The organism is Roseivivax sp. THAF197b, assembly GCF_009363255.1.
In the GTDB taxonomy this organism is placed as follows: Bacteria; Pseudomonadota; Alphaproteobacteria; order Rhodobacterales; family Rhodobacteraceae; genus Roseivivax.
The window spans coordinates 3,549,949-3,574,734 of sequence record NZ_CP045318.1 but is presented as its reverse complement, the minus strand read 5'-3'; the positions used below and the strand labels follow the sequence as shown (position 1 = coordinate 3,574,734).

Here is a 24,786-nt window from a genome sequence, read left to right as displayed (position 1 = left end):
TCACATATGTTATCGCAAGCGCGTCAAATTTCCCCCGCATTTGCTGTATAGGCCATTCGGGTAGGAGCAGCAGGACAACAGGCATGACACGACCTGAACAGGGTCCGGACATTGCATATTCCGACATCGCGATTGTCGGCATGGCGGCGCATCTGCCCGGTGCGGAGACGATTGCCCAGTACTGGGACAATCTGCGCAGCGGTGTGTCCTCCATCGCGCGGCTGAGCGAGGCCGAGCTTCTGGATGCGGGCGTGCCGCAAGGGCTACTGCGCCGGAAGGATTACGTACCTTACGCCGCGCGCCTCGACGGGTTCGAGATGTTCGATGCCGAGTTCTTCGGCTTCTCCCCGAAAGAGGCCGCAATCCTCGACCCCCAGCATCGACGGTTTCTGGAGGTGGCTTGGGAGGCGATGGAAAACGCAGGCCATGTCCCGCAGAACTTCCCCGGCCCCGTTGGCGTCTTCGCGGGCTGCGGCATGGGCAGCTACTTCTATTTCAACCTCTGCTCGAACCCCGATCTGGTGGACAGCACGGGCATGTTCCTCTTGCGCCATACCGGCAACGACAAGGACTTCCTGACCACCCGCGCGAGCCACATCTTCGACCTCAAGGGGCCGTCGCTGTCGCTGCAGACGGCCTGTTCCACATCACTCGTGGCGGTGCATTACGCGGCGCAATCGCTGCTGAACGGCGAATGCGACATGGCGCTTGCGGGTGGCGTGACGATCGAGCTGCCGCAGGGCCAGGGCTACTTCTTCAAGGAGAACGAGATCCTGTCGCCCGACGGCGCCTGCCATGCCTTCGATCATCGCGCGCAGGGCACGGTTTTCGGTTCCGGCACGGGCGTCGTGGTGCTGCGGCGCCTCTCGGATGCCATCGCCGACGGCGATCATATCTGGGCAGTGATCAAGGGCTCGGCGGTCAACAATGACGGGGCCGACAAGGCGGGCTATCTCGCGCCCTCGGTGGGTGGTCAGGCCGCGGCCGTGGCCGAAGCGCAGGCCATAGCGAACACGCCCGCGGGCACCATCGATTATGTCGAATGCCACGGCACCGGCACCTATCTGGGCGATCCGATCGAGGTGTCGGCCCTGACCGCCGCCTTCCGCGAGACGACGGAGCAGACAGGCTTCTGCCGGATTGGATCGGTGAAGACGAATATCGGCCATCTCGACACGGCGGCGGGTGCGGCGAGCCTCATCAAGACCGCGCTGTCGCTGAAACACGGGCAGATGCCGCCCAGTCTGGGCTATGAGGCGCCCAACCCCGCCATCGATTTCGAGGCCTCGCCCTTCCGCGTGAATGACAGCCTGCGCGATTGGCCGCGTCGGGATCATCCGCGCCGCGCGGGCGTCAATTCGCTGGGCGTGGGCGGCACGAATGTTCATGTGGTGCTGGAGGAGGCGCCCGAACGCGCGGCCTCGGACGCGCCCGAGTTTCCTTTCCAGATCCTGACCCTGTCGGCCCGCAGCAAAGCGGCGCTCGATGGCAATGCCACGCGGCTTGCGACGCATCTGCGCCACCATCCCGAACACCCGCTCGCCGACATCGCCTATACCCTGCGCGAGGGCCGCGCGGACTTCACCGAGCGCCGGGTCGTCGTCGCTGAAACCCATGCCGAGGCGGCCACGCTTCTGGAAAAGGGCGACCGGTATCGCGTGCACAGCCACAAGGCCCTGACCGCGCCGGACGTGGCCTTCCTGTTTCCGGGCGGCGGCGCGCAATACCCGCAAATGGCGCGCGGCCTTTATGAGACGGAGCCGGTCTTCGCCGATTGGATGACGCGGGGCCTCGATCACCTCGCGACGCTGACGGCGGACGATCCGCGCGATGCCTGGCTCGCCTCCGGGCCCGAGGCCGAGCAGCGCCTGCGCCAGCCTTCCGTGCAGCTTCCGCTCATCCTGATCACCGAGGTGGCGCTTGCGAAGCTCTGGGAAAGCTGGGGCGTCGTGCCCGCAGCGCTCATGGGACATTCCATGGGTGAGAACACCGCAGCCTGCATCGCGGGGGTTCTCGGTTTCGAGGACGCGATCGGCCTCGTGCATCTTCGCGGCAGGCTGTTCGACTCGGTGCCGCGCGGCGGTATGTTGTCCGTGGCCATGTCCGAAGCCGCGCTGCTGCCGCATCTGGGCGACGATCTCGATCTTGCCGCGGTCAATTCCGCGCAGCTATCGGTGGCCACCGGTCCCGTTGCCGCGCTTGATGCGCTTGAGGCGCGGCTGAAGGCGCAAGGCGTCGAATGCCAGCGGATCGGCATCGATGTCGCGGCCCATTCGCGCATGCTGGAGCCGATCCTGCCCGCCTTCCGCGATTATCTTGCCGGGCTCGACCTGAAGGCGCCGCAGATCCCGATCATCTCGAACCGCTCCGGCACCTGGATGACCGATGCGGAGGCGACCAGCCCCGACTACTGGGTCGATCATCTGCGCAACACCGTGCGTTTCGCGGACGGCGTCGCCACCATTGCCGCCCCCGAGAACCGCGTGCTGATGGAGGTGGGGCCGGGCCACGCGCTGTCGACGCTGGCGCGGCAGCAGCCGCAGATCGGCGCAAACCGCGTTCTGCCTGCCTTGCGCCATCCGAACGATGCCATCGCCGACGACCGCTACTTCCACGAGGTGCTGGGCCGCCTCTGGGGCTTGGGCGTTGCGGTCGATTGGGATCAGGTCTGGGGCGAGGCACGGCGCAACCGGGTGCCGCTGCCGAGCTATGCCTTCCAGCATGCGCCCTATTTCATCGAACCGGGCAATGCGGTCAGCGATACTTCCGCGCGCTATCCCGCGCGTAGCGACGACATGCGCGACTGGGGGGCAGTTCCGATCTGGCGCCCGCGTGCTGCCGAGCCGCCCGTCGATATCGCGCATGATGCGGACGCCCTGCCGACAGAGACCTGGCTCGTCTTCGCCGACGATGCGGGCCTTGCGCGCGATGCGCTGACGCCACTGAAGGCCGCCGGGCATCGTGTGATCGAGGTGCGTCCGGGTGATGTCTTCGCGCGCCTGTCGGACACGGCCTACAATATCGCGCCGGAACGCGGACGCGAGGGGTACGACCTGTTGCTCTCCGATCTTGCCGCGCGCGGCTTCACGCCCAGCCGGATCGCGCATTTCTGGGGGGTGACCGCGGATGAAAGCCACCGGCCGGGATCGAGTTTCTTCCATCGTCTGCAGGAACAGGGCTTCTATTCGCTGCTGTTCCTCGGGCAGGCACTGGTCGATGAGGGGCTGAGCCACATCCATATCGACGTTGTGACCAATGGCGCGGCACGGGTGCGCGACGAGGCGCTGCCGCATCCGGTGAAGGCGACGATTGCGGGTCCGGTTCGGGTGATCCCCCGCGAGGCCGAGGGGCTGACCCTGTCGACCCTCGATGTGGTCCTGCCCGAGCCTGAACCTGCGCCGTTCTGGCGCGCCAAGGAGGCCCGGCAGGCGACCGAGACAGCGCACCAGTCGCTCTGTCATCAGATCACGGACGAGCTGATCTCCCCGCCGGGCACCCGCGAAGCCGCGATCCGGGATGGTCGCCGGTACGAGCGCGCGCTGATCGACGCGCCACTTTCCCCCGCGCCGCAAGAGGCAGAGACGCACCTGTCCGGGACGATCCTGATGACCGGTGGGTTTGGCGGGATTTGCCGGACGCTCGGGCTGGCCGCTGCCCGCAACGGCGCCAAGCTGATCCTCGTGTCGCGCACCGATCTGCCGCCGCGCAGCGACTGGACGGAATATACCCGCCGCCATGCGCCGCAGGACCCGGTGCGCCGCGCCATCGCTCATGTCGAAGCGCTGGAAGCGGCCGGTGCGGAGGTCATGGTGGCCACTGCCGATGTCTGCAACGAAGACGCGATGCGCCGGGTCAGGGACGCGGCAACGGACCGCTTCGGCCCGATCGCCGGGGTGATCCACGCGGCGGGCCGCCTCTCGGACCAGCCGTTCCTGGCGCTCAGCCCTGCGGATGTGGAGGATATCTTCACCCCGAAGCTGCACGGCACCGACGTGATCGACCGGCTCTTTTCGGGCGGGGTGGCGGAGTGGATCGCGTATTTCTCCTCCGTCTCGACCATGGCGGCGGCAGCCGGGCAGCTCGATTACGTGGCCGCGAACGAGTATCTCAATGCGCTCGCGCAGGCCCGTGCGGGCGATGCCACGCGCAGCGTCGCAATCAATTGGGGCATCTGGGCCGAGGCAGGTATGGCCGCCGACGCGCTTGCCCGCCGAACGGGCGACACGGAGCCCGCACCGGAGATTCCGGTCAGCCGCGCGTTGCTCGATACGATGTCCTTCGACGCCGAGGGGCGGCGCGTTCTCGAGACGCAATTCTCGACCCGCGACTGGATCATCGACGAGCATCGCACCCGCGACGGGCTGGCGCTGCTTCCCGGCACGGCCTCGGTGACGCTGGCCGCGCATGCGCTGTCCGAGGCGCATGAGGGCGCGGCATTCGAGATCCGCGATCTGGCCTTTCTGCGCCCGCTGACCGTTCCCGAAGACGGCGCGCGATCCGTCACCACGCGGCTGGAGCGGACGGAGGCGGGCTACAAGCTCGATCTGTTGTGCGAGGCGCGCGCGGAGGGGCGGGTTGGCCTCACCCGCTTTGCCGAGGCGCAGATCGACCTGCGCGCGCGTGGGGCCGCGCCGCGCATCGACCTGCCCGCGATCCGCGCACGCCTTCGTACACCCGAAACCGCACCGCCGGGCCAGACGCTGACGACCGGGCAAGAGGCGCATCTCGACTTCGGGCCGCGCTGGCGGGTTCTGACCGCACGCGCGCTGTCGCCCGATGAGGGCCTCGCCGACCTCACGCTTGCGAAGGCGGCGGAGGGGGATGACTGCCTCGTGCATCCCGCCCTTCTCGATATCGCGACAGGCTGGGCGATGGAGCTGATCCCGGGCTACGTGCCCGATCATCTTTGGGTGCCGCTGTCTTACGCGCGCGTCACGCTTTGGGGGCCCTTGCCCGACCGGATCGTGAGTTGGGTCCGTCCGGCGCAGGGGGGGCATTCCTCCGCCGAGAGTGCCAGCTTCGACGTGACGCTCGCGGCGCCCGACGGCACGGTCGTCATGGAGATTGCAGGCTTTGCGATCCGGCGGCTCGACGATCCCGCCCAGCTGCGTCGCGCGCCGCGCCTGACCGCAGCCGAGATCGAGACGGAGATGAAGGGAACAGGCGCCGCCTTGTCGCCGGGCGAGGAGATGCTGCAGCACAATCTGGGTCAGGGCATTCGCGCAGATGAAGGGGCCGAGGCCTTCGCGCGGGCGCTTGCGCAAAGCCGCCCGGTGATCGCCGTTTCTCCCGTTCCGGTCGCGGCATTGCGCGCACAGGCCGATATCGCGGCGCGGCCCGCCACCCAGATGCAGGCGTTTGACCGCCCGGTTATGGACGAGGATTTCGCAGCGCCCGAGACCGATATCGAGAAGCGGCTTGCCGGGTTCTGGGAGGAGCTTCTGGGCGTGCGCAATGTCGGCGTCGACGACAGCTTCTTTGATCTGGGCGGGCATTCGCTGATCGCGGTGCGGCTTTTCTCGATGGTCAAGAAAGCCTACCGCGTCGATTTCCCGATCTCGGTCCTGTTCGAGGCCCCGACGATCCGCGCCTGCGCCGCCCTCATCGCCGAGAAGGCGGGCATTTCCGACACCGCGAGCGGTGACGCCGACGCGCCCGCGCAAATCCGGCCTGAACGGCGCTTCTCGCATATCGTGCCCATGCATGAGGGCGAGCCCGGATCGAAGCCGCCCTTCTTCCTCGTGGCGGGCATGTTCGGCAACGTGCTGAACCTGCGACACCTCGCGCTTCTGATGGGACGCGACCGGCCGTTCTACGGGCTGCAGGCCAAGGGGCTTTACGGTGACGAGGACCCTCACCGCTCCATCGAGGAGGCGGCGCGGGACTACATCGCGGAGCTGAAGCAGGTGCAGCCTGATGGGCCTTATCATCTGGGCGGGTTCTCTGGCGGCGGGATCATCGCATTCGAGATGGCGCGCCAGCTTGGCGATCTCGGCGACGAGGTCGCTTTGGTGGCGCTCCTTGACACGCCGCTGCCGCAGAAGCGGCCTCTCCTGGCTGTCGACCGCGCGGTGATCCAGTGGCAGGAACTGCGTCGCAAGGGCGTGGGCTATCCGCTGATCTGGGCGCAGAACCGAATCCGCTGGGAGATCGAGAAGCGCCGCGCGAAGGACGCGACCGACGCGCCCGAAAGCTTCCACAACACGGAGATCGAGGCCGCGTTCCTCGGGGCCATCGCTGCCTATGACATGGCACCCTATGCGGGCCGCGTCGTGCTGTTCCGTCCGCCCTTGCGGGAGAAGTGGCGCGTGGCGGGCGGGCGGCTCGTGAACGACGAACGCGCCTATCTCAGCGATGACAACGATTGGGGCGAATATCTGTCAGATCTGCAGGTGATCGAGGTGCCGGGCGACCACGATTCCATGGTGCTCGAGCCCAATGTGCGCGTGCTGGCCGCGGCCCTTGCCCAGGCGATGCGCGATGCGGCGCGGCCCGGCGATGCAGGCGCGGTCGTGCCTTTCGCGCGCACGGAGGCCGCGGAATGAGCGCGCGTGAGATCAAGCTCCTCGCAGTGCTTCTGAACTGGCGCACGCCCGACATGACCGCGCGCGCTGCAGAGGCCCTGGCACGCGCCCTCGACGGGCTCGATGCGGAGATGGTCATCGTCGACAATGACAGCGGCGATGGCTCCGAGGCGACATTGCGCGCCCTTGTCGAAGGCGCGGAATGGCCGGTGCCCGCGCGCGTCGTGCAATCGGGCCGCAACGGAGGCTTTGCCTTCGGCAACAATGCGGGCATCCGGGCAGGGCGGAGCGATGGGGCGCGGCCCGACTATGTCTACGTGCTGAACTCCGATGCGTTTCCGGCGCCCGATGCGGTGCGCGTGCTGATCGACCATCTGGAGAGGCATCCGCAGGACGGTTTTGCCGGCTCGCAGCTTTGGTCCGAGGATATGCCGATCCATATCTCGGCCTTCCGTTTTCCCACGATCGCGTCGGAATTCGAGGGCACGGCCCGAACGGGCATCGTCACCCGCGCGCTGCACAAATACCGCGTGCCCTTCCTGGATCTCACGCGCACGCGGCCGGTCGACTGGCTGGCCGGGGCGTCGATGCTGATGCGGCAGGACATGCTCGACGAGGTGGGGCTGCTCGATGACGGCTTCTTCCTTTATTTCGAAGAGACGGAGCACTTCTTCCGCGCCCGACAGCAGGGCTGGACCGCGACCTATCTCGTCGAAAGCCGGGTGGAGCATCTGGGCTCCGTCTCGACCGGCATGAAGCAATGGGCGGAGGTGCCGAAGTACTGGTTCGACAGCCGCTGGCGGTATTTCACCCTGTGTCACGGCCGTGCCTATGCGGTGGCGGCGACGCTGGCGCGCGCGGCGGGCCTTTCCGTCTGGAAGCTGCGGCGCCTCATGGGGGCGCCCCGTCTCGATCCGCCTGGAACGCTGCGGCGGCTCGTGCGCCACGATCTGCGCGCGCTTTTCAGACCCGCGGTCCGGCACGACACGCGCGCGCCCCGGCCCAACCCGTCTTTTGCGGAGTGATGTGATGTTTTCTGCGATCCTGATCGGCAATGACCGCCTGACCCGAGAAGCGGGTGAGAAGCTCTTGCGCGCGGGCCACCGGATCACCGCCTGCGTGAGCCGCGATGCGGATGTGAGCGCCTGGGCCGCGGCTGCGGGTCTGCCCGTCATCGCGCCCGGTCAGGGTCTCGCGGAGCGGCTCGATGGCCATGCCGCCGATTGGGTGCTGAGCGTGGCCAATCTCGACCTCCTGCCCGCGGATGTGCTGGCGCTGGGCACCAAGGGCGGGGTGAATTTCCACGATGGTCCGCTGCCGCGCTATGCCGGGCTCAATGCGCCGGTCTGGGCGCTGCATGCAGGCGAGACGCGCCACGGTATCACCTGGCACCTGATGGAGCAGGGCGTCGATCGCGGCGATATCCTTGTTGCCCGCAACGTGGAAATCGGGCCGGAGGACACCGCGCTCACGCTCAACATGAAGTGCTTTGCCGCAGCACTCGACAGTTTCGATGCGCTGATCGACGCGCTGGCGACGGGCGCGCCGGAGAGTTACGCGCAACCCGAAACCGAGCGCAGCTATTTCGGCCTCACCGCACGGCCCGCCCATCACGGCGTTCTGGATTTCACGCAAGACGCGGAGACTCTGGCCCGGCAGGTCCGCGCGCTCGATCATGGCGGATACTGGAACCCCGTGGCGCTGCCCAAGCTCTTCACCGAAGCCGGGCTTCTTGCCATCGGGCGCGCGGAGGTCGTGACGGGGCAGGCCGCGCCCGGCACGATCCTTGGCGTGGACAACGATGCGCTCGTAGTGGCCTGTGGTCAGGATGCGCTGCGGCTGTCGGCCCTGACATTTCTCGGCGACAGCAAAACGTCATTGCCGGAGGTCGGCCACGTGTTGCCGCCCGCGCCTGCGGATGACCTGTCGGATCTCGCCCGGGCAGAGCGTGGCTGGCGCGCCCGACTTGCGGAGTATCGCGCGGCGATCCTTCCGGGCTTTGGTGCGCCGTCCGGCACATATAACAGTCTGCCGCTCGATAATGTTCGTGACCCCGCCGGGGCGCTGGCCCTGCTGGCGGCGCGACTTGCCCCGGATGGCGTAGCCCATATCGCCTATGCCACGCCGGATGTGTCCGAACGAGCGGCCTCGGCCCTGTCTCTGCCGTGGCTGCCCGTCAAAGCGCAGGCGGATGGCACTGTGGCGGAGATGCGCACGGCCTTCGCGGCGCGCCTGGCGGAGGCCCGCGAAGCGGGACCCTTTGCCCGCGACCTGCCTGCCCGCATGCCAAAGTTGGGCCCGATCACCACACCCGCCCTTGCCATCAGCGATGCGGCGGGTCCGGTGGAGGGCGCGCTATTGACGCTTGAGATCGATGCCGAGACGCGGCTGCATTTCGATACCGGCGCGATCACCCCGGACATGGCGGCGCTTCTCGCCGACCGTCTTCGCAGCCTCGATGCAGCGGACGGTCCCGCCGCGCAGGCGCAGATCATGGGCGCGGATGAACGGCGCCTCACGGTGGAGACCTGGAACGCGACCGAGACGCCGCTGTCCGACACCTCCATGATCGACCGGTTCGAGACGCAGGTGGAGGCGACACCGGAGGCCACAGCACTTGTCTTCGAGGATCACGAACTCAGCTTCCGGGAGCTTGACGACTATGCCAACCGCATCGCGCATCTCTTGCGGGATATGGGGGCGGGGCCGGACAGCATCGTCGCCCTGCATCTTGCGCGCGGTCCGCGCCTGATGGCGGCGGCGTTCGGGGTGCTGAAGGCCGGTGCGGCCTATCTGCCGCTCGATCCCGCCTATCCCGCCGACCGACAGGCGCATTACCTCGCCGATAGCGGGGCCGCGATCATCGTGACCGAAAGTGCCATCGCCCGGTCCCTGCCGCGTCACAAGGCGGCTGAGCTGTGGCTCGATACCGAGACGCGGCTTTTTTCCGCCTCCCCCGCGCGGCCCGGCATTGCGCCCGAGGCGGGGCATCTTGCCTACCTGATCTACACCTCCGGTTCGACCGGCAAGCCCAAGGGCGTGATGATCGAGCACGGGCAGGTGGCCAATTTCTTCACGGCTATGGATGCGGTCGTCCCGGATCCCGGCGGCACATGGCTCGCTGTCACCTCGCTCAATTTCGACATCTCGGTGCTTGAGCTGTTCTACGCCGTCTCGCGCGGCTTCAAGGTGGTGATGGCCTCAGAGAACGTGGCCTCCACGGTATCTTCGGGGCCGCGCCGCACCTCGGGGATGAACCTTTCGCTCTATTACTGGGGCAATGATGACGGGGCGGGGCGCGACAAGTACCGTACGCTTCTGGAAGGCGCGAAATTCGCCGACCAGAACGGGTTCTGCGCGGTCTGGACACCGGAGCGGCACTTCCATGCCTTTGGTGGGCCTTATCCGAATCCGTCCGTGACAGGCGCGGCGGTGGCGGGCGTCACGAGCCGGATCGGCGTACGCGCAGGCTCCTGCGTGGCGCCCCTGCACCATCCCGCCCGCGTGGCCGAGGAATGGGCCGTGATCGACAACCTGACCGAGGGCCGCGCGGGCCTCGCCATCGCAAGCGGTTGGCAGCCCGACGATTTCGTGCTGCGCCCCGAAAATGCGCCGCCCGACAACAAGGCGGCGATGCTGACCGCGATCGACCAGATCCGCCGCCTTTGGCGCGGCGAGGCGGTGGCTTTTCCGCGCGCCGATGGCTCCCTGCACGAGGTGGTGACCCAGCCGCGCCCGGTGTCGGAAGAGCTGCCGCTCTGGCTCACGACAGCGGGCAACCCCGAGACGTGGCGCGAAGCGGGCCGCCTTGGTGCGAACGTGCTGACGCATCTGCTGGGCCAAAGCATTGCGGAGGTCAGCGAGAAGATCGCGCTTTACCGCGAGGCGCGGGCAGACGCGGGTCTCGACCCCGAGACGGGCGAGGTTTGCCTCATGCTGCACACATACCTCGCGGATACCCGCGATCAGGCCCGCGAGATCGCGCGCGCGCCGATGAAGGATTACCTGCGCTCTGCCGCGGGCCTCATCAAGCAATATGCCTGGGCCTTCCCGGCCTTCAAGAAACCGCAGGGCGTGGAGAACCCGCACCAGATCGACCTCGGCAGCCTTGATGACGACGAGTTGGAGGGCATCCTCGATTTCGCGTTCGAGCGGTATTTCAACGACAGCGGCCTTTTCGGTACCGTCGATGATGCGGAGGCGCGGATCGCCGATCTGAAGGCCATCGGTGTCAAGGAAGTGGCCTGTCTCATCGATTATGGTATTGCCCCTGACGTGGTGCTCGAAGGGCTCAAACCCCTGGCCGAGGTGATCGCCCGCGTCTCCGGAGAGGACGTGCCCGATGATCGCGACTTCTCCGTCGCCGCGCAGATCCGGCGGCACGGCGCCACGCATCTGCAATGCACGCCATCGCTGATGCGGCTGATGATGGCCGATGACGGCGCGCGCGCGGCGCTGCGCCAGCTCGATCACATTTTCCTCGGAGGCGAGGCCTTGCCGGGACCGCTGGTCGAGGCGCTGGGCCAGGTCACCCGTGCGCAGGTGCTGAACATGTACGGGCCGACGGAGACGACGATTTGGTCCGCCGTTGGTCCTGCGCAGGCGGTGCCCGGCGTGGTCCCCATCGGCGCGCCCATCGCCAATACCGCGCTCTACGTGCTGGACGAGGGCGGCGCGCCCTGCGCCATCGGCCAGCCGGGCGAGCTCTGGATTGGCGGGCAGGGCGTCGCACGGGGCTATTGGCAGCGCGATACCCTGACCCAAGAGCGGTTCCGCCCCGATCCCTTCGCGGAAACGGGCGGCCGGATGTACCGCACCGGCGATATGGTGATGCGCCGCGCCGACGGGATGATCGACTTCCTCGGACGGGCGGACGGGCAGGTGAAGCTGCGCGGCATGCGCATCGAACTGGGCGAGGTCGAGGCCCGGATCGAGGCGTTGGACGGTGTGACGCAAGCCGCCGCCATCGTGCGGGACGACCGGCTTCTGGCCTTTGTCACGGGCACACCCGGCGATGAGACGGCGATGAAGGCGACGCTGGCCGCAGGGCTTCCCGCGCATATGGTGCCGGGGCGGATCGTGACGCTCGATGCACTGCCGCTGACACCGAACAAGAAGGTCGATCGCAACGCGCTGCCGGAGCCCAAGGCGCCCGCGCCCGCATCGCACTCTGCCGCCGCTTCCCGAGAGGTCGCACCGCAAGCGGTGACCGCAGCCCCCGCCCCGTACGTGGCGCGCGAAGAGACAGGTGCATCGCGCGCAACGCTGGCCGAGCTCGGCGACCTCTGGGCCACAACGCTCGGCGTGGGACAGGTCGGAGCGGCGGACAATTTCTTCGCGCTGGGCGGGCATTCTTTGCTGGCGGTGGAATTGCACCGGGCGATCCGCGACGGGATGCGCGCGAAGGAGTTTTCGATCACGGATGTGTTCCGATTCCCGACGCTGAAGGCAATGGCGGACCGGGTGGCGGAGCTGCGCGGCGATGCGCCCGCACGTGCGGTCTCTGTGCGCCCCAAGACACGCGCGCCGGAAACGGAGGCGCAGGCTCCGACGGCGACACGCATGCCCGCCACCGATCCGGCCCCGATCCGCAATCCGCGTGCCGATGCACGGCGCGCAGCCATGGCCAAGCGGCGCGAAATGCGTGCCAGAGCGCAGGGATAAGCCCATGTCCTCCATGCCCCTTTTGCAGATGATCAAGGGACTGGGCGATGCCTGGCCCGATGGCGTGGCCGTGGCCGTCGTCGATCCGGAGCAGGTGACCGAGCCGCTGTTTCCGATCGAGGAAGCCGCCGTCAGTCGGGCTGTGGCCGGTCGCCGTGCGGAATTCGCGGCAGGCCGTCAGGCCGCGCGGCAGGCGTTGAAGGCCCTCGGATACGCGCCTGTCGCCATCCCCATGGCCGAGGACCGCGCGCCCGTCTGGCCCCAGGGCATTGTCGGATCGTTGTCGCATTGCCCCGCGGCCTGCATCGCCGTTGTCGCCGAGGCCGCGCGCATCGCCTCGCTTGGTGTCGATATCGAACCTTACGATCCCCTGCCCGAGGACATCGTCCACGAGATCGGCCGCGAGGATGAAATCGCGGGCATCGGCCCCGACCGACGTCTCGCCGCGCGGCAGCTCTTTTCCGCCAAGGAAGCCGCTTACAAGGCGCAATACCCGCTGACCCGCACATTGTTCGGCTTCGAGGGGCTGCGCTATGACAGTGTGCGGCGGACCTTGCGCTTTTCCGGCCCGGTGCCGCCTTTCGCGAAGGGCGATGCCATTCCGGTCACCCAGTGGACGGGCGACGGATTGTGCCTGTCGCTGTCAGTGCTACATGCCGGATCGCGGGGGGCGTCGTGACCCGAACCGCCGCATCATATGCCATCCGGAAACACTGTGTTTCGACGCATGTGCCCTCTGCCATTCGCGAAATTAACCATATTTCGGTAAGGTCCTCGCTCACAGCATCCGATCAGGCGACAGCAGGGCTGAATCAGACGCCCGCTTCTTCACCGCAGGCCGGGAGATAAGACATGGTCCAATTCCATAGCCGCGAAGAACTCTTTTCAGCGCTTCGGCGCCGCTTGCCGATCATGCTTCTGATCGTCGTGATCGGGTGCCTGGCCTCCGTCTACATCGCGATGAACAAGACCAAGCTCTACCGCGCCACGGCGGCGATCCAGATCGAAAGTCCGCGCATTCCCGACCCCGATAGTGGCCGCCGAATGAGCGACGAGGCCGTGCGCCGGATCGAGTTGATCCGCCAGCGCATGACCTCGACCGTGTCGCTGTTGCAGGTCTCGGAGGATGTGGGCCTGTTCCAACCGCGCGAGCCGGGTGGCCGCATGCCCAGCCGGGACGAGAAGCTGATCGTCCTGCGCAACGCGGTCACCGTCCGCGCGGAAACCGGGAACTTCGCATTCTCGCCGACCGTCGCGCCCTTCGCGATCATCATCGAGGTCGTCTGGGAAGAGCCGGAAGCCGCAGCGGCCCTGGCCAACGGCATCATGACCGCGGCCATCGCGGAATCGCGTGCACGCAATCTTCAGCGGGCGCAGGACGCGCTCACCTTCTTCGACGAGGAAGCTTCGGAGATCGATGCCCGCATCAGTGCCGTCGAAGCCGAGATCGCGGAGTTCCGCCGCGCCAATGACGAGGCGCTGCCAGGCTCCATCGCAGCGCTGCGGTCGCAACTGGCCTCGCTCGAAGTGTCGGAATTCGAGATCGACCGCCAGCTTGCGGAACTGCGCGCCAACTCGGACCGGCTGCGCGATGCCGATTTGGCGCGTCGGACGGAGCTTCTAGAAAACCAAAAGCGTCTCATTGTTGCGCGCGAGAGCGAGATCGAAGCGGCCATCGCCCGCGCGCCGGACGTGGCGCGGGATCTCGGCATTCTGGAGCGACGCCTCGACGGTCTGCAGGAGCAATACAGCGCTGTTGTGCAGCAACGCGCCGATGCGGAGTTCGAGCAGGTCATGGAAGTGCAGGACCAATCCGAACGGCTGGAGGTGCTGGAAGAGGCGGTGCCCGCGGAATATTCCTTCTCGCGCAGCCGCAAATCCATCGTGATGCTCGGCGCGCTCTTCAGCGTGGTCGTGGCCTTCGGCATCGGATACTTGCTGGAGCTCTTCAACCCCGCGATCCGCAGTGCGGCCCAGCTCGAGCGTCAGCTCGGGATCAAGCCCGTCATCTCGGTGCCGGTCGTTCAGAAACGCTCCTCGGATATCGGGCGCTGGAAGCGGCGCGGGGGGCTTTTCGCGCTGATCTTCGGGGGGCTCGCCCTTCTGGCCGCCGGAGTGGCGCGCCTCGTCGATCCCGCGCTCTGGGGGCGCTTCCTGCCACGTCGCGCGAATAGCTGAGCGGTTGTGGGTGCGCGCCCGTTGAGGCGCGGCGCCATCGCGCCATCACAGCGCTGCGAACGGGGCTGGATCAGTACCCGTATTGGCGGGTTTTGGAGCCTTCCGCGCGATTGAGGACCACGCCCAGAAGCGGGGTCTCCGTGCCGAGGCGATTTTCCACTTCGCGGATTTCGTTCGCTGTGGTCATGCCCCCGCCGACGACGAGGATCACGGCGTCGATCATAGGACGCATCGCCAGCACGTCGTCGCCGTAGAGTGCGGGCGGCATGTCGAACAGCATCAGTTTCGGCGCGAACCGCGCTTCGATGCCGCGCAGGGTCTCGGACGTCCGGGGATCTTGCAGCAGCTCCGAGGCATAGGTTTCGGGCGCCTCGTTGAAGGCGAAGGCCAGGTTCGGTCCGGCGTGAAATTCGTTGGGTCCGAGCCTGCGCAGGTGATCCTCGGGCGCAATTCGGCCCCGCATCATGTCGCCGATGGAACCAACATTCGACACGCCGAAGGTGCGTGCCAGCATCGGGTCGCGCAGATCGGTGTCAAACAGGATCGTCCGGCAGTTTTCCTGCCGCGCGAGGCTGATGGCCAGGTTCGCCGCGGTGAAGGTCTTGCCGCAGCCCTTGGTGGGCGAGGTGATCGCGATCCGGGACCATCCCCGTTCCGACACGGCCTGCAAAAGGCGCGTGCGCAGCACATCGAAGGCTGCATGGGCGGGATCGTACCGCGTCGCGGTGATGACGCGGTGCCGGTCGAGAACGCGCTCGTCGACGATCACGGGGCCAAGGCGCGACCAGCCGTTGAGGTCGGGACGCGGGGGTGCGTCACCTGTGGGTTCCTCGGCAGGTGGGTCCGTCGCGTCCGTGTCGGCATCTGTGTCAGGTAGCGGGTCTGTCTCGGGGGCAGGGGGTGTATCTGCCTCTGCGACATCCTCCTCGGATTCCGCGTCGTCTTGCGGAGGCTCATCCAAGGGCGCGGCGTCTTGAGCTTCGGGTGGATCGGTCACCAATTTGCTGTCCGCAGACAGGACGAGCGGCTCTGGCGCGTCGTGCTCCGGCATGTCGTCCGTGTCCTGCGACGGCACGTCTTCTTTGTGCTCAGGCGGCTGTGCGGCTTGCGCAGGCATTCGGATATAGGACCGCTGGGGCGGCGTCGGGCTTTGCTCAGGGGTGTCCGCGCGCAGGTCTTCCACCTTCGTTGGCGGCGCCGCAACCGTGTCGGGCGAAGCGGTCGACACAGACGGCGCCGCCTCGATGTCTTCGATATCGTCGAGCTCATCATCCGCCGTGACAGGCCGCGAGACCGGTTCCGCACTTTTGCGCAGAGGCCGTTCGGGATGGTGTGCGGGCGCGATTGCCTGCGGGGGAAGCGACTCCGCATCGCGGGCATTCGGTTCGTCTGCGAGAGGCTCAGACATGTCCGACGCTTCAACCGTGGCAGGCTGCGCAGATTTCGGCGGATGGCCGCCCGGCGCGAAATCCTGATCCATTTCTGCAACGTCGCTATCCGCGACATCCGTCGAGGCGTCCGCCGTGTCTAAAGCCTCGTCGTTGGCTTCATCCCTGTCCACGTCCGAGCCCCAGAAGTTCTGCACCTCCGCGGCATCGTCGTCCGTGTCGGGGTCGGTCTCCTGTTCGGCTTCGCGCTCCGGATCATCCTCGGGCGCAGTCAGATCTTCGGCAAGTGCCATCAAGGCCTCGCGCGACGTCTGCGCAGGCGCGGGCGTCTCCGACGGCTCCAGCGGCGGAAGCTGTGCGGCGGCGGTGCCGGGTTCCGTCGTCTCCCCGGCGATATCCTGTGGCGGTCTGTCGGCAATGCGCGGCGCCTGCGCGGGGCTTTTATCCGGCGCCTCGGCATTGCGCTTCGTTTCCGCCCGTTTGTGGCGGCGAAACACTTTCGGCTTCTCGGCGCCCGAAGTCTCACCCGACCCGGACATTTGCACATCACGCGACGAATCGGACCGCGCACCGGGGCGGTTTTTGCGTCGAAAGATACGCTCTGCCGTCATTGGAGCCGCTCCGTTGCCAGATTTGTCGGCCAAATGCTCGAATCCGTGGTCCGACCGTCCATGTCACTACGTCCTGCGCGTTCCGAGTACCTGTGTACCCGGCCTCGCTTAGAACAGGGAAATCTGTTCAAAATTAGGTCAAAAAACGGGTATTGTTTACGAAACGAGGCGCAATGCCAGGCTTACCGCGTGGGCGTGCGATACTCGATCAGGTGCAGATCCTGCCCCGACCATCGACGCGCATGGTAGCGCAGCATGCCTTGCAGAGTCGGGAATTTCGCCAGCGTGAACAGCCCCGCGAACGACGCCGCATCCCGCGCACCGATGCCGTCACGCCGCATCGCGCGATAACCTCGCACCCAGATCAGCGGATAGGCCAGGAGAACCAGCGCCGACAGGGACGGGGCGACGGCCAGCGCCAGTAACGCGGCAAGCGGGATGCCCAGTCCGAACACCCATGCGCGGCGGCGTTCGCGGACCCGGCGGACGCCATGCTTCGCGGCAATTTGCGCGAGCCCGTGGCCCGCGCGCTCCGTCCGGCGCCACCATTGCCCGAGCCGGGTCATGGCCGCGTCGTGCCGCACCATCAGCCGGGGCAGCCGTTCGAGGTGCCATCCCGCAGCAATGAGCCGCAGGCACAGATCCTCTTCCTCGGAGGCGATGAAGGCGGGATCGAACCCGCCCACGGCATCGAAGGCCGCGCGCCGCACCAGCATGTTCCCGGTCGAGGCGTCGATCCGGCCCGCAGGGGCCTTCCACTCCCAATCGATCAGACGATTGTAGACGGAGCGTTCGGGGTGTTCCTCGGCGGCCCAGCCCGTGACCATCGCGTGATCGGGATGCGTCTCAAGGAAGGTGACTGCCTCCTCCATCCAACCGGGATCGAGGACGCAATCGGCGTCGATGAAGTGCAGATACGGGGCCGGAGCCTCGAATGCCGCGGCACCTGCATTGCGCGCGCGCGCCGCCGTGAAGGGAACCGACAGGTCCAGCGGCAGGACAGGCAGACCCGCCGCCTCCGCGATCTCTGCGCTGCCATCGGTCGAGCCTGAATCGACATAGATCGTCCGTGCGTCCGTCGCGGCCACCGCCGACAGGACCGCAGGCAGGCGGGCCGCTTCGTTGCGTCCGATCAGCACGATGTCGACGGCTGTCTTCGGGGCCCCGGTCGGCATCACGCGTCCTCGATCAGGCGCGACAGCTTGGCGGCTTCCTGCGCCACGTTGAACTCTGCCGCGACCTTGCGCCGGGCGGCCTGTCCCATGGCGCGGGATCTGTCGGGATCGCTGAGGCAATCGGACAGCGCATCGGTCAAGGCATCGAGGTCGCCCGGCGGGACGAGGCGGCCGGTCACGCCATCCTCGATCAATTCGGGGATGCCCGCGATGCGGCTCGTGACGACCGCGCGTTCGGCGGCCATGGCCTCCATCAGGACGACGGGGACGCCCTCGGCGAAGCTCGGCAGGCAGAAGACATCCGCGTCCGCCAGCGCATCCGCAACCGCGGCAGGTGGCTGAAATCCGAGGAAACGCACCCGGTCTTCCAGCCCCTCGGACCGGGCTTTGGCCTCGAGTGCCGCGCGATCCGGGCCGTCGCCGATATAGGTCAGCGTCACCTCCGGATGCTGCGCGGATAGCCTGACCAGCGCATCGAGCAGAAGGCGCGGCCCCTTCACCCCCACGAGCCGCCCGACGAACAGCAGTCGCGTGCCCCGGAACGTCTCCGCGCGGTACGCCTCCGGCGTGACGCCGCAATGCACGATCCGCAGCTTGTCCCAATCGGCAGGTGCTGCGAAACACATCAGTTGCGAGCGGGCAAAATGCGAGATGCAGGCGACGAAGGCTGCATGCCGCGCCTTGGTTCCGAGATGCCAGCGGGGCGCTTCGAAGAAGGTATCCGGCCCGTGGATCGTGAAGGAAAACGGAATACCCGACAGCGCCGAGGCCAGAAGCGCCACGTTGCAGGATTGCGAGGCGAGGTGGTTGTGCAGATGCTCGACGCCTTGCTCTTCGAGGTGACGCGCCAGAACGGCGGCTTCGAGGAAGTAGAAGATCTGCCACAAAAGCGCGCGCGGACCATCCGCCGACGTCGAAAGCGCGAGCTTCAGCGCGCCTGCCCAGAGGTGGGGGGCGCGGCGCAGGTAATGCAGCTGCGCGCCGATCAGGCGCGCGGGCGATTTGGCGTGTTCGATCACGTGCCAGGTGCGGGATTGCTCGGCCACCTGATCAGGGCCGGAGAGGTCCGAGGCGGGCGTGCGCCGGATCGAACAGGTCTCGACCGCATGTCCCTGGGCGCGCAGGGCCGCGACCTCCCGCTCGATGAAGGTATGCGAGGCGCGGGGATAATGCCCGGTCAGGTAGGCCACGCGTTTCATCTCTGCCCTCTTGCTCTGCCCGGCTCCGCGCCGGGGCCTTGATGCCCGCCGAAGATGGCGCTTGTCGGGCGGGGATTGGCAAGATGCGCGGCGCGGTGCCCCCCTTGCTGACGCAAGAGAGTCGCACTTTTCGCGTTGCGCACGCGCGGGTCTCCCTGCCGCCCCGTCCCCCTGCTAGGACCGGATGCATGACGAGAACGCGCGCCATGACTTTCGATGTGGGCGGAAGCCAGATCGCGGTGACGGTCCGGGACCGGGCCGCGCTCGATGCGCAATTGCGCGAACGGATGCGCCGGGACGAAGGCTACGCGCTGGCGACGATCAACCTCGATCACCTGGTGAAGCTGCGGCGCGATGCGGCCTTCCGGGAGGCCTATGCCGCGCATGATCTCGTGACCGCCGACGGCAACCCGATCGTGTGGCTGGGCCGGATGGCCGGGCATGACCTGTCGCTTGTCACGGGCTCGGATGCGATCGTGCCGATGTGCCGTCTGGCCGCACAACTGGACGTGAATGTAGGCTTCGTGGGCAGCACCGAGGACGTTCTGAAGAAGGCCAAGGCCTTCCTGCGCGGCGAGGTGCCGGGCCTCAGGATCGCCTTCACCGAAGCGCCGCCGATGGGCTTCGATCCCGAGGGCGAGGCCGCGACGGATATCCTGGCGCGTGCGGCGGATGCGGGCGTCGGGCTGTTGTTCGTGGCCCTCGGTGCGCCCAAGCAGGAACGCTTCGCCGCCCATGGACGGCGGATGCAGCCGCGGATGGGTTTTGCCTCCATCGGGGCAGGGCTCGATTTCTTCGCGGGTACGCAGAAACGCGCACCGGCCTGGATGCGGCGCTTCGCCCTTGAATGGGTGTGGCGGATGATGCGCGATCCTCGCAGGCTCGCGATGCGCTACGTGGCATGCGCGGCGATCGTGCCACGGGAAGTTTGGTTGGCGCTCAGACAACGCCGCCATCCGTGATCCGCCGGGCGCGCGGCCTTCGACCCGTCACCGTGTTGAAGAGCCGCCGCTTCAGGCTTTGAGGGGCCAGCACTTCGCGGTCGCGCTCGAACGTCACGCCCATCAGGTCGCGATCCGCCGCAAGCGTCAGGGCCGCGCCCCAGCGCGCGGCGTCCTCGGGGGCGATGCCATCGGGCAGGCCCATCTCGGTTCGAAGCGCGCCGGGGATCCAGTCCGAGATGACGATACCGGGCAAGCGGTCCGCGGTCTCCGCAATCAGCGCGCGGGTGAAGATGCGTTGCGCGCCCTTCGAGACGGAATAGGCCGCCGATCCGGGCAGGGGGACCTGATCCGCGAAGGTCGCGACATTGACGATCCGGCCCCGTCCGCGCGTCGCCATGTCCTGCAAGGCCGCGTGACTGCAGGCGACCGTGCCGCTGAGATTGATGGCGACGGCATCGAGAAGGGTCTGCGGCCGTCCGGTCAGGAAATCCTCGACCGGGTAGATGGCCGCGTTGTTCACAAGCGCCGCAATCGGACCCTCGGCCGCCAGCGCGCGGAACGCGTCCACCACTGCGCGGGCATCCGCGATATCGAGCGGCAGGGGCGTGATCTGCGGATGCGAGGCAGCACTTTCCGCCAGCGCCTCCGCGCGCCGACCTATGATGGTGACGGCAAAACCCAGCGCGGCAAAGCGCTGCGCCAGGGCGCGGCCAAGCCCCGATCCGCCACCTGTGACGACGATACGTCCCTCGTCTGGCGTGATGCGGCTCATCGCCGGTCCTCCAGGATCAGATCGGCGACGCGCAGGGCGTTCGCGGCGATGGTCAGGCTGGGATTCACTCCCATGGCCGAGGGCATGAAGGAGGCGTCGCTGACCCAGAGGTTATCGATGCCATGCGGTCGGCACTCGGGTGTCAGCGCCGATGTGGCGGGGTCCGAGCCGAAACGCAGCGTACCGCAGGCATGGCCGTAATTCAGCTCCGGCGCCGGGGAGAGAAGCAAACGGCGTGTGCCCCTGAGGCGCTTTTTCAGCGCGCGCCGGAAGGCTTTCCGCCGGGCCAGAAGCGCCTCGGACATTGTGTAGTCGACGACCAGCGCCTCCGGCTCTTTGGGATCGAAGCGCACGCGGTTCTCGGGCAGGCCCGGGTCTTCCAGAAGGCCCACGAAGATGTAGCCACGCCCCAAGGCCCATGCCCCCAGGGCCGCGACCGGGCGGGTCAGGCGGCGGAAGCGTCCAAGACCCTGCCTCTCCAGAACCTGATCGAGATATTGCAGGATCTGGCCGTAATCCGCGCGCAGACCCATGGATTGCACGAGGCCGAAGCGGTCCTCCGGATCGTGATAGAGGTCGCGGAAGGCAAGGGACCGGGCAGGCCCGTCGCCCGATGCATGGCGGCGGGGCCAAAGCGCGATCATCTCGTTGAGGTGAAACATCAGGTGCCGCCCGACCTGATCCCGCGCGTTTCCGATGCCCGTGGGCGCCGCTTCGGAGCGTGAGGCCAGCAACAGCCGCGGCGAGGCAAATGCACCCCCCGCAAGGACCACGCGCGGCGGCGTCAGGCGGTGCACCTGCCCTTCATGCCGCAGCGTGAGGGCTGTGATCCGCGCCCCGTCGGTTTCGAGGTGAAGCACCTCGGCGCCGGTCACGCAGGCCGCGCGCCCGGTGGCAAGCGCCGGTTCGACACCCGCCGAGCGACCGTCCATCTTGCAGGGCCGGGGGCATTTGTGACCGATGCAGAAGCGGCAATCGGGTCCGCCCTCGATGGCGGTGTTCAGCCGGTAGGGATGCAGGCCCGCGCGCTCGAGATCGGCCAGGAGCGAGGCTTCGCCGCGGCTCATTTCGGGCGGCGTGCGCAAGGGCAGGCGCTCTGCCTGCGACAGCGGATCATCCGTGCCGCTCAACCGGTAGAGCGTTGCCGCGCGCGAAAAATATGGCTCGAAGACCGCGAAAGAAACAGGCCAGCCGCCGGTTGGATGCGGGCGCGTTGCGCCGTCATCAAGGTCATGGGGTGCCGGCCGTTCCAAAGCTGCGGCGTAATAGGCCGAAGAGCCCCCGACGCCCGAGCCCGCATAGGGAAAGCGCTGCTCCGTCCGGCCATTGAGCGTCAGCCGCATCGGATCGGGAAAGGCCCCGCGTGCCAGGCGCGCCGCGCGATGCGGCGTGCTCATGTCGAGCGGTGTCTCTTCGCGGCGGAAGCCCTCCGCGCCCTGTTCGAGGAAGAGCACGCGCAATCCGGCTTCGGCCAGCGCGCGGCCCGCCGTGCCGCCACCGATGCCCGTGCCAATGATCACGACATCCCAATCCTGGTCAAAAGCTGGGTGGCTCATGCGGTCTTCGCCCCCAAGGCAGGATCTGCCGCGAAGAGATCCGGCCTGAGTTGCGTGCGGCCCGCAAGCACCCAGTCGTAGACCCGCGCGATCTGCGCCGCCTTGGCCTGCCAGGTGAATTGTGCCGCGACGCGCGCGGCGGCCTTGGCGCCTTTCTGCGGCAGGATGTCGGGCGCGGCCACGATATGTTGGAGCGTCCGGCGCAATTCCGGGATCAGCGCGGTCGGCGGCAGGCAGGGCACGGTAAACCCGACCGCGTCATCCACCAACTCGCCCGGCCCGGCGTAATCGACCACGAGCGGGGGCAATCCCAGCGCCATGGCTTCGAGCACGACCCCGCCGCCGAATTCGCGAATAGACGGGAACCCCAAGAGATCGGCCCCTGACAGAATGTCCTGCACCCGGTGATGAGGCTGCCATCCGTGGAAGATGACGCCTTGTCCCAAGGGTTCGGCCAGTTCGCGCAGGCGCGCCATCTCCGGTCCGTCGCCGATGATATCGAGCGCGACCTGACCCGCCTCGATCAGCGGGCGGGCAGCTTCGATCAGCATGTCGCAGCCCTTGTAGGGTACCAGCCGTCCGACAAAGGCGGCGCGCAGGGGCTTACCTTTGCCGGGATCGGCGCGGCGCGAAAACCGCTCCGGCGTGATGCCATTCTCGGGCAGCCACACGACCTTGTCGGCAAAGCGTGCGGGTACTTCGGACGCGGTGTGGCGGGAGCCTGCGAGGATGGCGCTGGCATGGGCCATGGTGGCGCGCCGACCCGGCAGCAGCTTGTAGGCCGCGCGCAGAGGGGCCAGCCATTCGCGTTCGGCGCGGCGGGCCGCATCATAGCCTTCGGGCCAGGGCACCCCGCCATTGAGCGGACCCAGCACGAACGGTACGTCGATCCTGTTCAGCTTGGCGGCCAGCGTCGATTGCACCGTGGGCGAGAGAGGCGTGATCCGGTGCACGATATCGTAGTCGCCCGCGATCAGATCGTCCCGAAAGCGCCGCCAGACCAGATGTTCGAAATAGGGATAGCTCAGCGCGTTGGCGGCCTGCAGGATCGTCCAGCCCTTGCCGGAATCGCCGCGCAGCTTTTCGGCCAGCCTGTAGGCCGGGCGGGCCAGCGCCTCGGAATCGATGGCGGTGAAGTCGCGCCCCTCAACGTAGCCTGCCGCAAGAATGGCGTCGCGATTGCGCACCTGCGTGACCAGATGCACATCGGCGACCTCGCGCAGGGCATGGGCCAGCGACCAACCCACAAGCGGGACGGAGACCCAATCGGGATTGGCGGCCTCGGCGATGGCGAGGACGCGTGGTCGGCGGGGTGCGGGGCCACTCATAAGACGGGCTTCCATTCCAGCGGGCGGTTGCGCCAGTCGACATCGCGGGTGCGGACACCTTCGGCATAGCCAAGAAGTGCGCCCACAATCATCCAGGTGACAGGCGTCAGCGTGGCATTCGGGATGAGATCGAAGATATTGACCGCAAGCAGCAGGCACAATGTCACCGCCAGCGGATCGAAGGCGTCGGGCCGCCGGGTGATGCCTGCGCGTATCAGAAGGAGGATGGGCAGCATCAGCAGCCCGAACTCCGCGAGGAATCCGACAAGGCCGAACACGCCCAGCGCGATGACCCAGCGTCCGTCCGTGACCGTCAGAAGGTTGCCGCTCACGGGGTCGATGATGTGATTTCGCGCCCAGCTTCCCCAGCCGAAGATCGGCTTTTCGAGCGCGCGCTCCAGCAGCATCGATTCGTTGTCGAGCCGGAATTCGAGCGAGAAGGCCCGCTCTTCGCTCAGCTGGGCGATCTGGCCCAGAATGCGCTCCTGCGGAATGTAGCCCGCGCTTTTCAGCATCGGATAGAGGATGCAGAAGAGCCCGATCGCGACGGCGGCATAGACCTGCAGGCGACGTCCGCGGATCAGCAGGACGGGCAGCAGCAGGATCATCATCAAGAGCGCGCCGAAGGATTTGATCAGAACCAGCATGACGCTCAGCGCCATGGCGGTCAGGAAATAGCGCGTGCGGCCGGTCTCCGTCGCGCGCCACAAGCTCCAGGCGGCCGCGGTGGCGGTCAGCAGGAAGAAGGCCACCCAAAGCCCATGTTCGAGGAAGACCACAGGGCGGAACGTATCGCCCCGAATGGCTTGGAAGGGCAGCGATTGCTGGAAGCCGTAGATCGCCGAATGCAGAACCGGACCGAAGGGCACTTCGATCAGCATCAGCGGCAGATAGGCCAGCGCTGCGATCACCAGCGCCACCATCAGATCGCGGATCGCACCGCCCGTCGCGAGGTGCAGGCGCGCCAGCAGCATCGGCAAAATGGTGAAGAATTGCTGCATCGAGAGGCCGAGCGCATCCTTGTAGCTCACCGGTGGCAATTCGATCCGCCCCCAGAGCACCGGTGCATTGTTGGTGGCCGCCGTGGCGAAGGGGACGAAGATATAGGTCAGAACGAGCGTCTTCGCGATCCAGCCATCCGGCAGCAGGCGGCGATTGTCCTCCGGGTTGATGTAGAGCAGGCAGACGAGGCTGATCAGCGCGGGCAGGTTCGTCTTGTTGAGCGGCGGGATCAGCGGCAGGTCGAAGGCCGCTTGCGGTCCCGGCAGAAGCAGGAAGCCTGCGATCAGGCTCGCCAAAAGGGCCCGCCTCTGGGACATCTCCCGGAACAGGATCACCGTCACGACCGGCCAGGCCGCGAGGATCAACAAGGCGAATGCGTTGGGCATCTTTCGTCCCTTGCCCTCACTTCTCACATGGCGGGGCGCTGATGCGAAGCTCTGCCGAA

At 67.2% G+C, this 24,786-nt stretch carries 13 protein-coding genes; 6 read left to right on the top strand and 7 right to left on the bottom strand.

The window, feature by feature from the left end; translation table 11 throughout:
- Positions 1-83 precede the first annotated feature (83 nt).
- From FIV09_RS17135 to FIV09_RS17115, 5 genes are all read left to right on the top strand, one after another.
- Positions 84-6,545: a type I polyketide synthase gene (locus FIV09_RS17135; protein ID WP_152451886.1), complete on the top strand. Its 6,462-nt coding sequence runs from the start codon at positions 84-86 to the stop codon at positions 6,543-6,545.
- Entirely contained in the window at positions 6,542-7,549 is a 1,008-nt protein-coding gene (locus tag FIV09_RS17130) for a glycosyltransferase (protein WP_152451884.1), read from the top strand. Before FIV09_RS17135 ends, FIV09_RS17130 begins: the two co-directional genes overlap by 4 nt.
- 4 nt (positions 7,550-7,553) lie before the next feature.
- Complete coding sequence (locus FIV09_RS17125) at positions 7,554-12,188, top strand: MupA/Atu3671 family FMN-dependent luciferase-like monooxygenase (protein ID WP_152451882.1); 4,635 nt, start codon at positions 7,554-7,556, stop codon at positions 12,186-12,188.
- A gap of 4 nt (positions 12,189-12,192) precedes the next feature.
- A complete protein-coding gene (locus tag FIV09_RS17120; RefSeq protein WP_172975759.1) occupies positions 12,193-12,867 on the top strand; it encodes a 4'-phosphopantetheinyl transferase in 675 nt (224 codons plus the stop codon).
- Between the two features lie 173 nt (positions 12,868-13,040).
- A complete protein-coding gene (locus tag FIV09_RS17115; RefSeq protein ID WP_152451878.1) occupies positions 13,041-14,366 on the top strand; it encodes a chain-length determining protein in 1,326 nt (441 codons plus the stop codon).
- 70 nt (positions 14,367-14,436) lie between these two features.
- Here FIV09_RS17115 and FIV09_RS20645 read toward each other — a convergent pair whose 3' ends face one another.
- The 3 genes from FIV09_RS20645 to FIV09_RS17100 all read right to left on the bottom strand — a co-directional run bounded on the left by FIV09_RS20645 (position 14,437) and on the right by FIV09_RS17100 (position 18,739).
- Positions 14,437-16,293 (bottom strand): hypothetical protein, encoded by a 1,857-nt coding sequence (locus FIV09_RS20645; protein ID WP_254702264.1) that lies wholly within the window; start codon positions 16,291-16,293, stop codon positions 14,437-14,439.
- A 254-nt stretch (positions 16,294-16,547) separates the two neighbouring features.
- Positions 16,548-17,540, bottom strand: coding sequence for a glycosyltransferase family 2 protein (locus FIV09_RS17105; RefSeq protein WP_152451876.1), 993 nt, complete (start codon positions 17,538-17,540; stop codon positions 16,548-16,550).
- Positions 17,540-18,739, bottom strand: a complete 1,200-nt coding sequence (locus FIV09_RS17100) for a glycosyltransferase (protein WP_152451874.1) — start codon at positions 18,737-18,739, stop codon at positions 17,540-17,542. The genes FIV09_RS17105 and FIV09_RS17100 overlap by 1 nt, the downstream gene beginning before the upstream one ends.
- A gap of 188 nt (positions 18,740-18,927) precedes the next feature.
- On the opposite strand from FIV09_RS17100, the gene FIV09_RS17095 reads away from it, so the two are divergent.
- A complete protein-coding gene (locus tag FIV09_RS17095) occupies positions 18,928-19,701 on the top strand; it encodes a WecB/TagA/CpsF family glycosyltransferase (protein WP_254702263.1) in 774 nt (257 codons plus the stop codon).
- Here FIV09_RS17095 and FIV09_RS17090 read toward each other — a convergent pair.
- The 4 genes from FIV09_RS17090 to FIV09_RS17075 are packed head-to-tail and all read right to left on the bottom strand — an operon-like array spanning position 19,679 to position 24,727.
- On the bottom strand, positions 19,679-20,455 hold the full coding sequence (locus FIV09_RS17090; protein ID WP_152451872.1) for an SDR family oxidoreductase: 777 nt from the start codon (positions 20,453-20,455) through the stop codon (positions 19,679-19,681). The genes FIV09_RS17095 and FIV09_RS17090 overlap by 23 nt on opposite strands.
- On the bottom strand, positions 20,452-22,011 hold the full coding sequence (locus tag FIV09_RS17085; protein ID WP_152451870.1) for a GMC oxidoreductase: 1,560 nt from the start codon (positions 22,009-22,011) through the stop codon (positions 20,452-20,454). The genes FIV09_RS17090 and FIV09_RS17085 overlap by 4 nt, the downstream gene beginning before the upstream one ends.
- The gene (locus tag FIV09_RS17080) at positions 22,008-23,339 is read right to left on the bottom strand and encodes a glycosyltransferase family 4 protein (RefSeq protein ID WP_152451868.1); all 1,332 of its coding nucleotides are present in this window, start codon (positions 23,337-23,339) and stop codon (positions 22,008-22,010) included. The genes FIV09_RS17085 and FIV09_RS17080 overlap by 4 nt, the downstream gene beginning before the upstream one ends.
- Positions 23,336-24,727 carry a hypothetical protein gene (locus tag FIV09_RS17075; RefSeq protein WP_152451866.1) on the bottom strand — a complete coding sequence of 464 codons (1,392 nt, stop codon included), beginning with the start codon at positions 24,725-24,727 and terminating at the stop codon, positions 23,336-23,338. The genes FIV09_RS17080 and FIV09_RS17075 overlap by 4 nt, the downstream gene beginning before the upstream one ends.
- Positions 24,728-24,786: the final 59 nt, after the last annotated feature.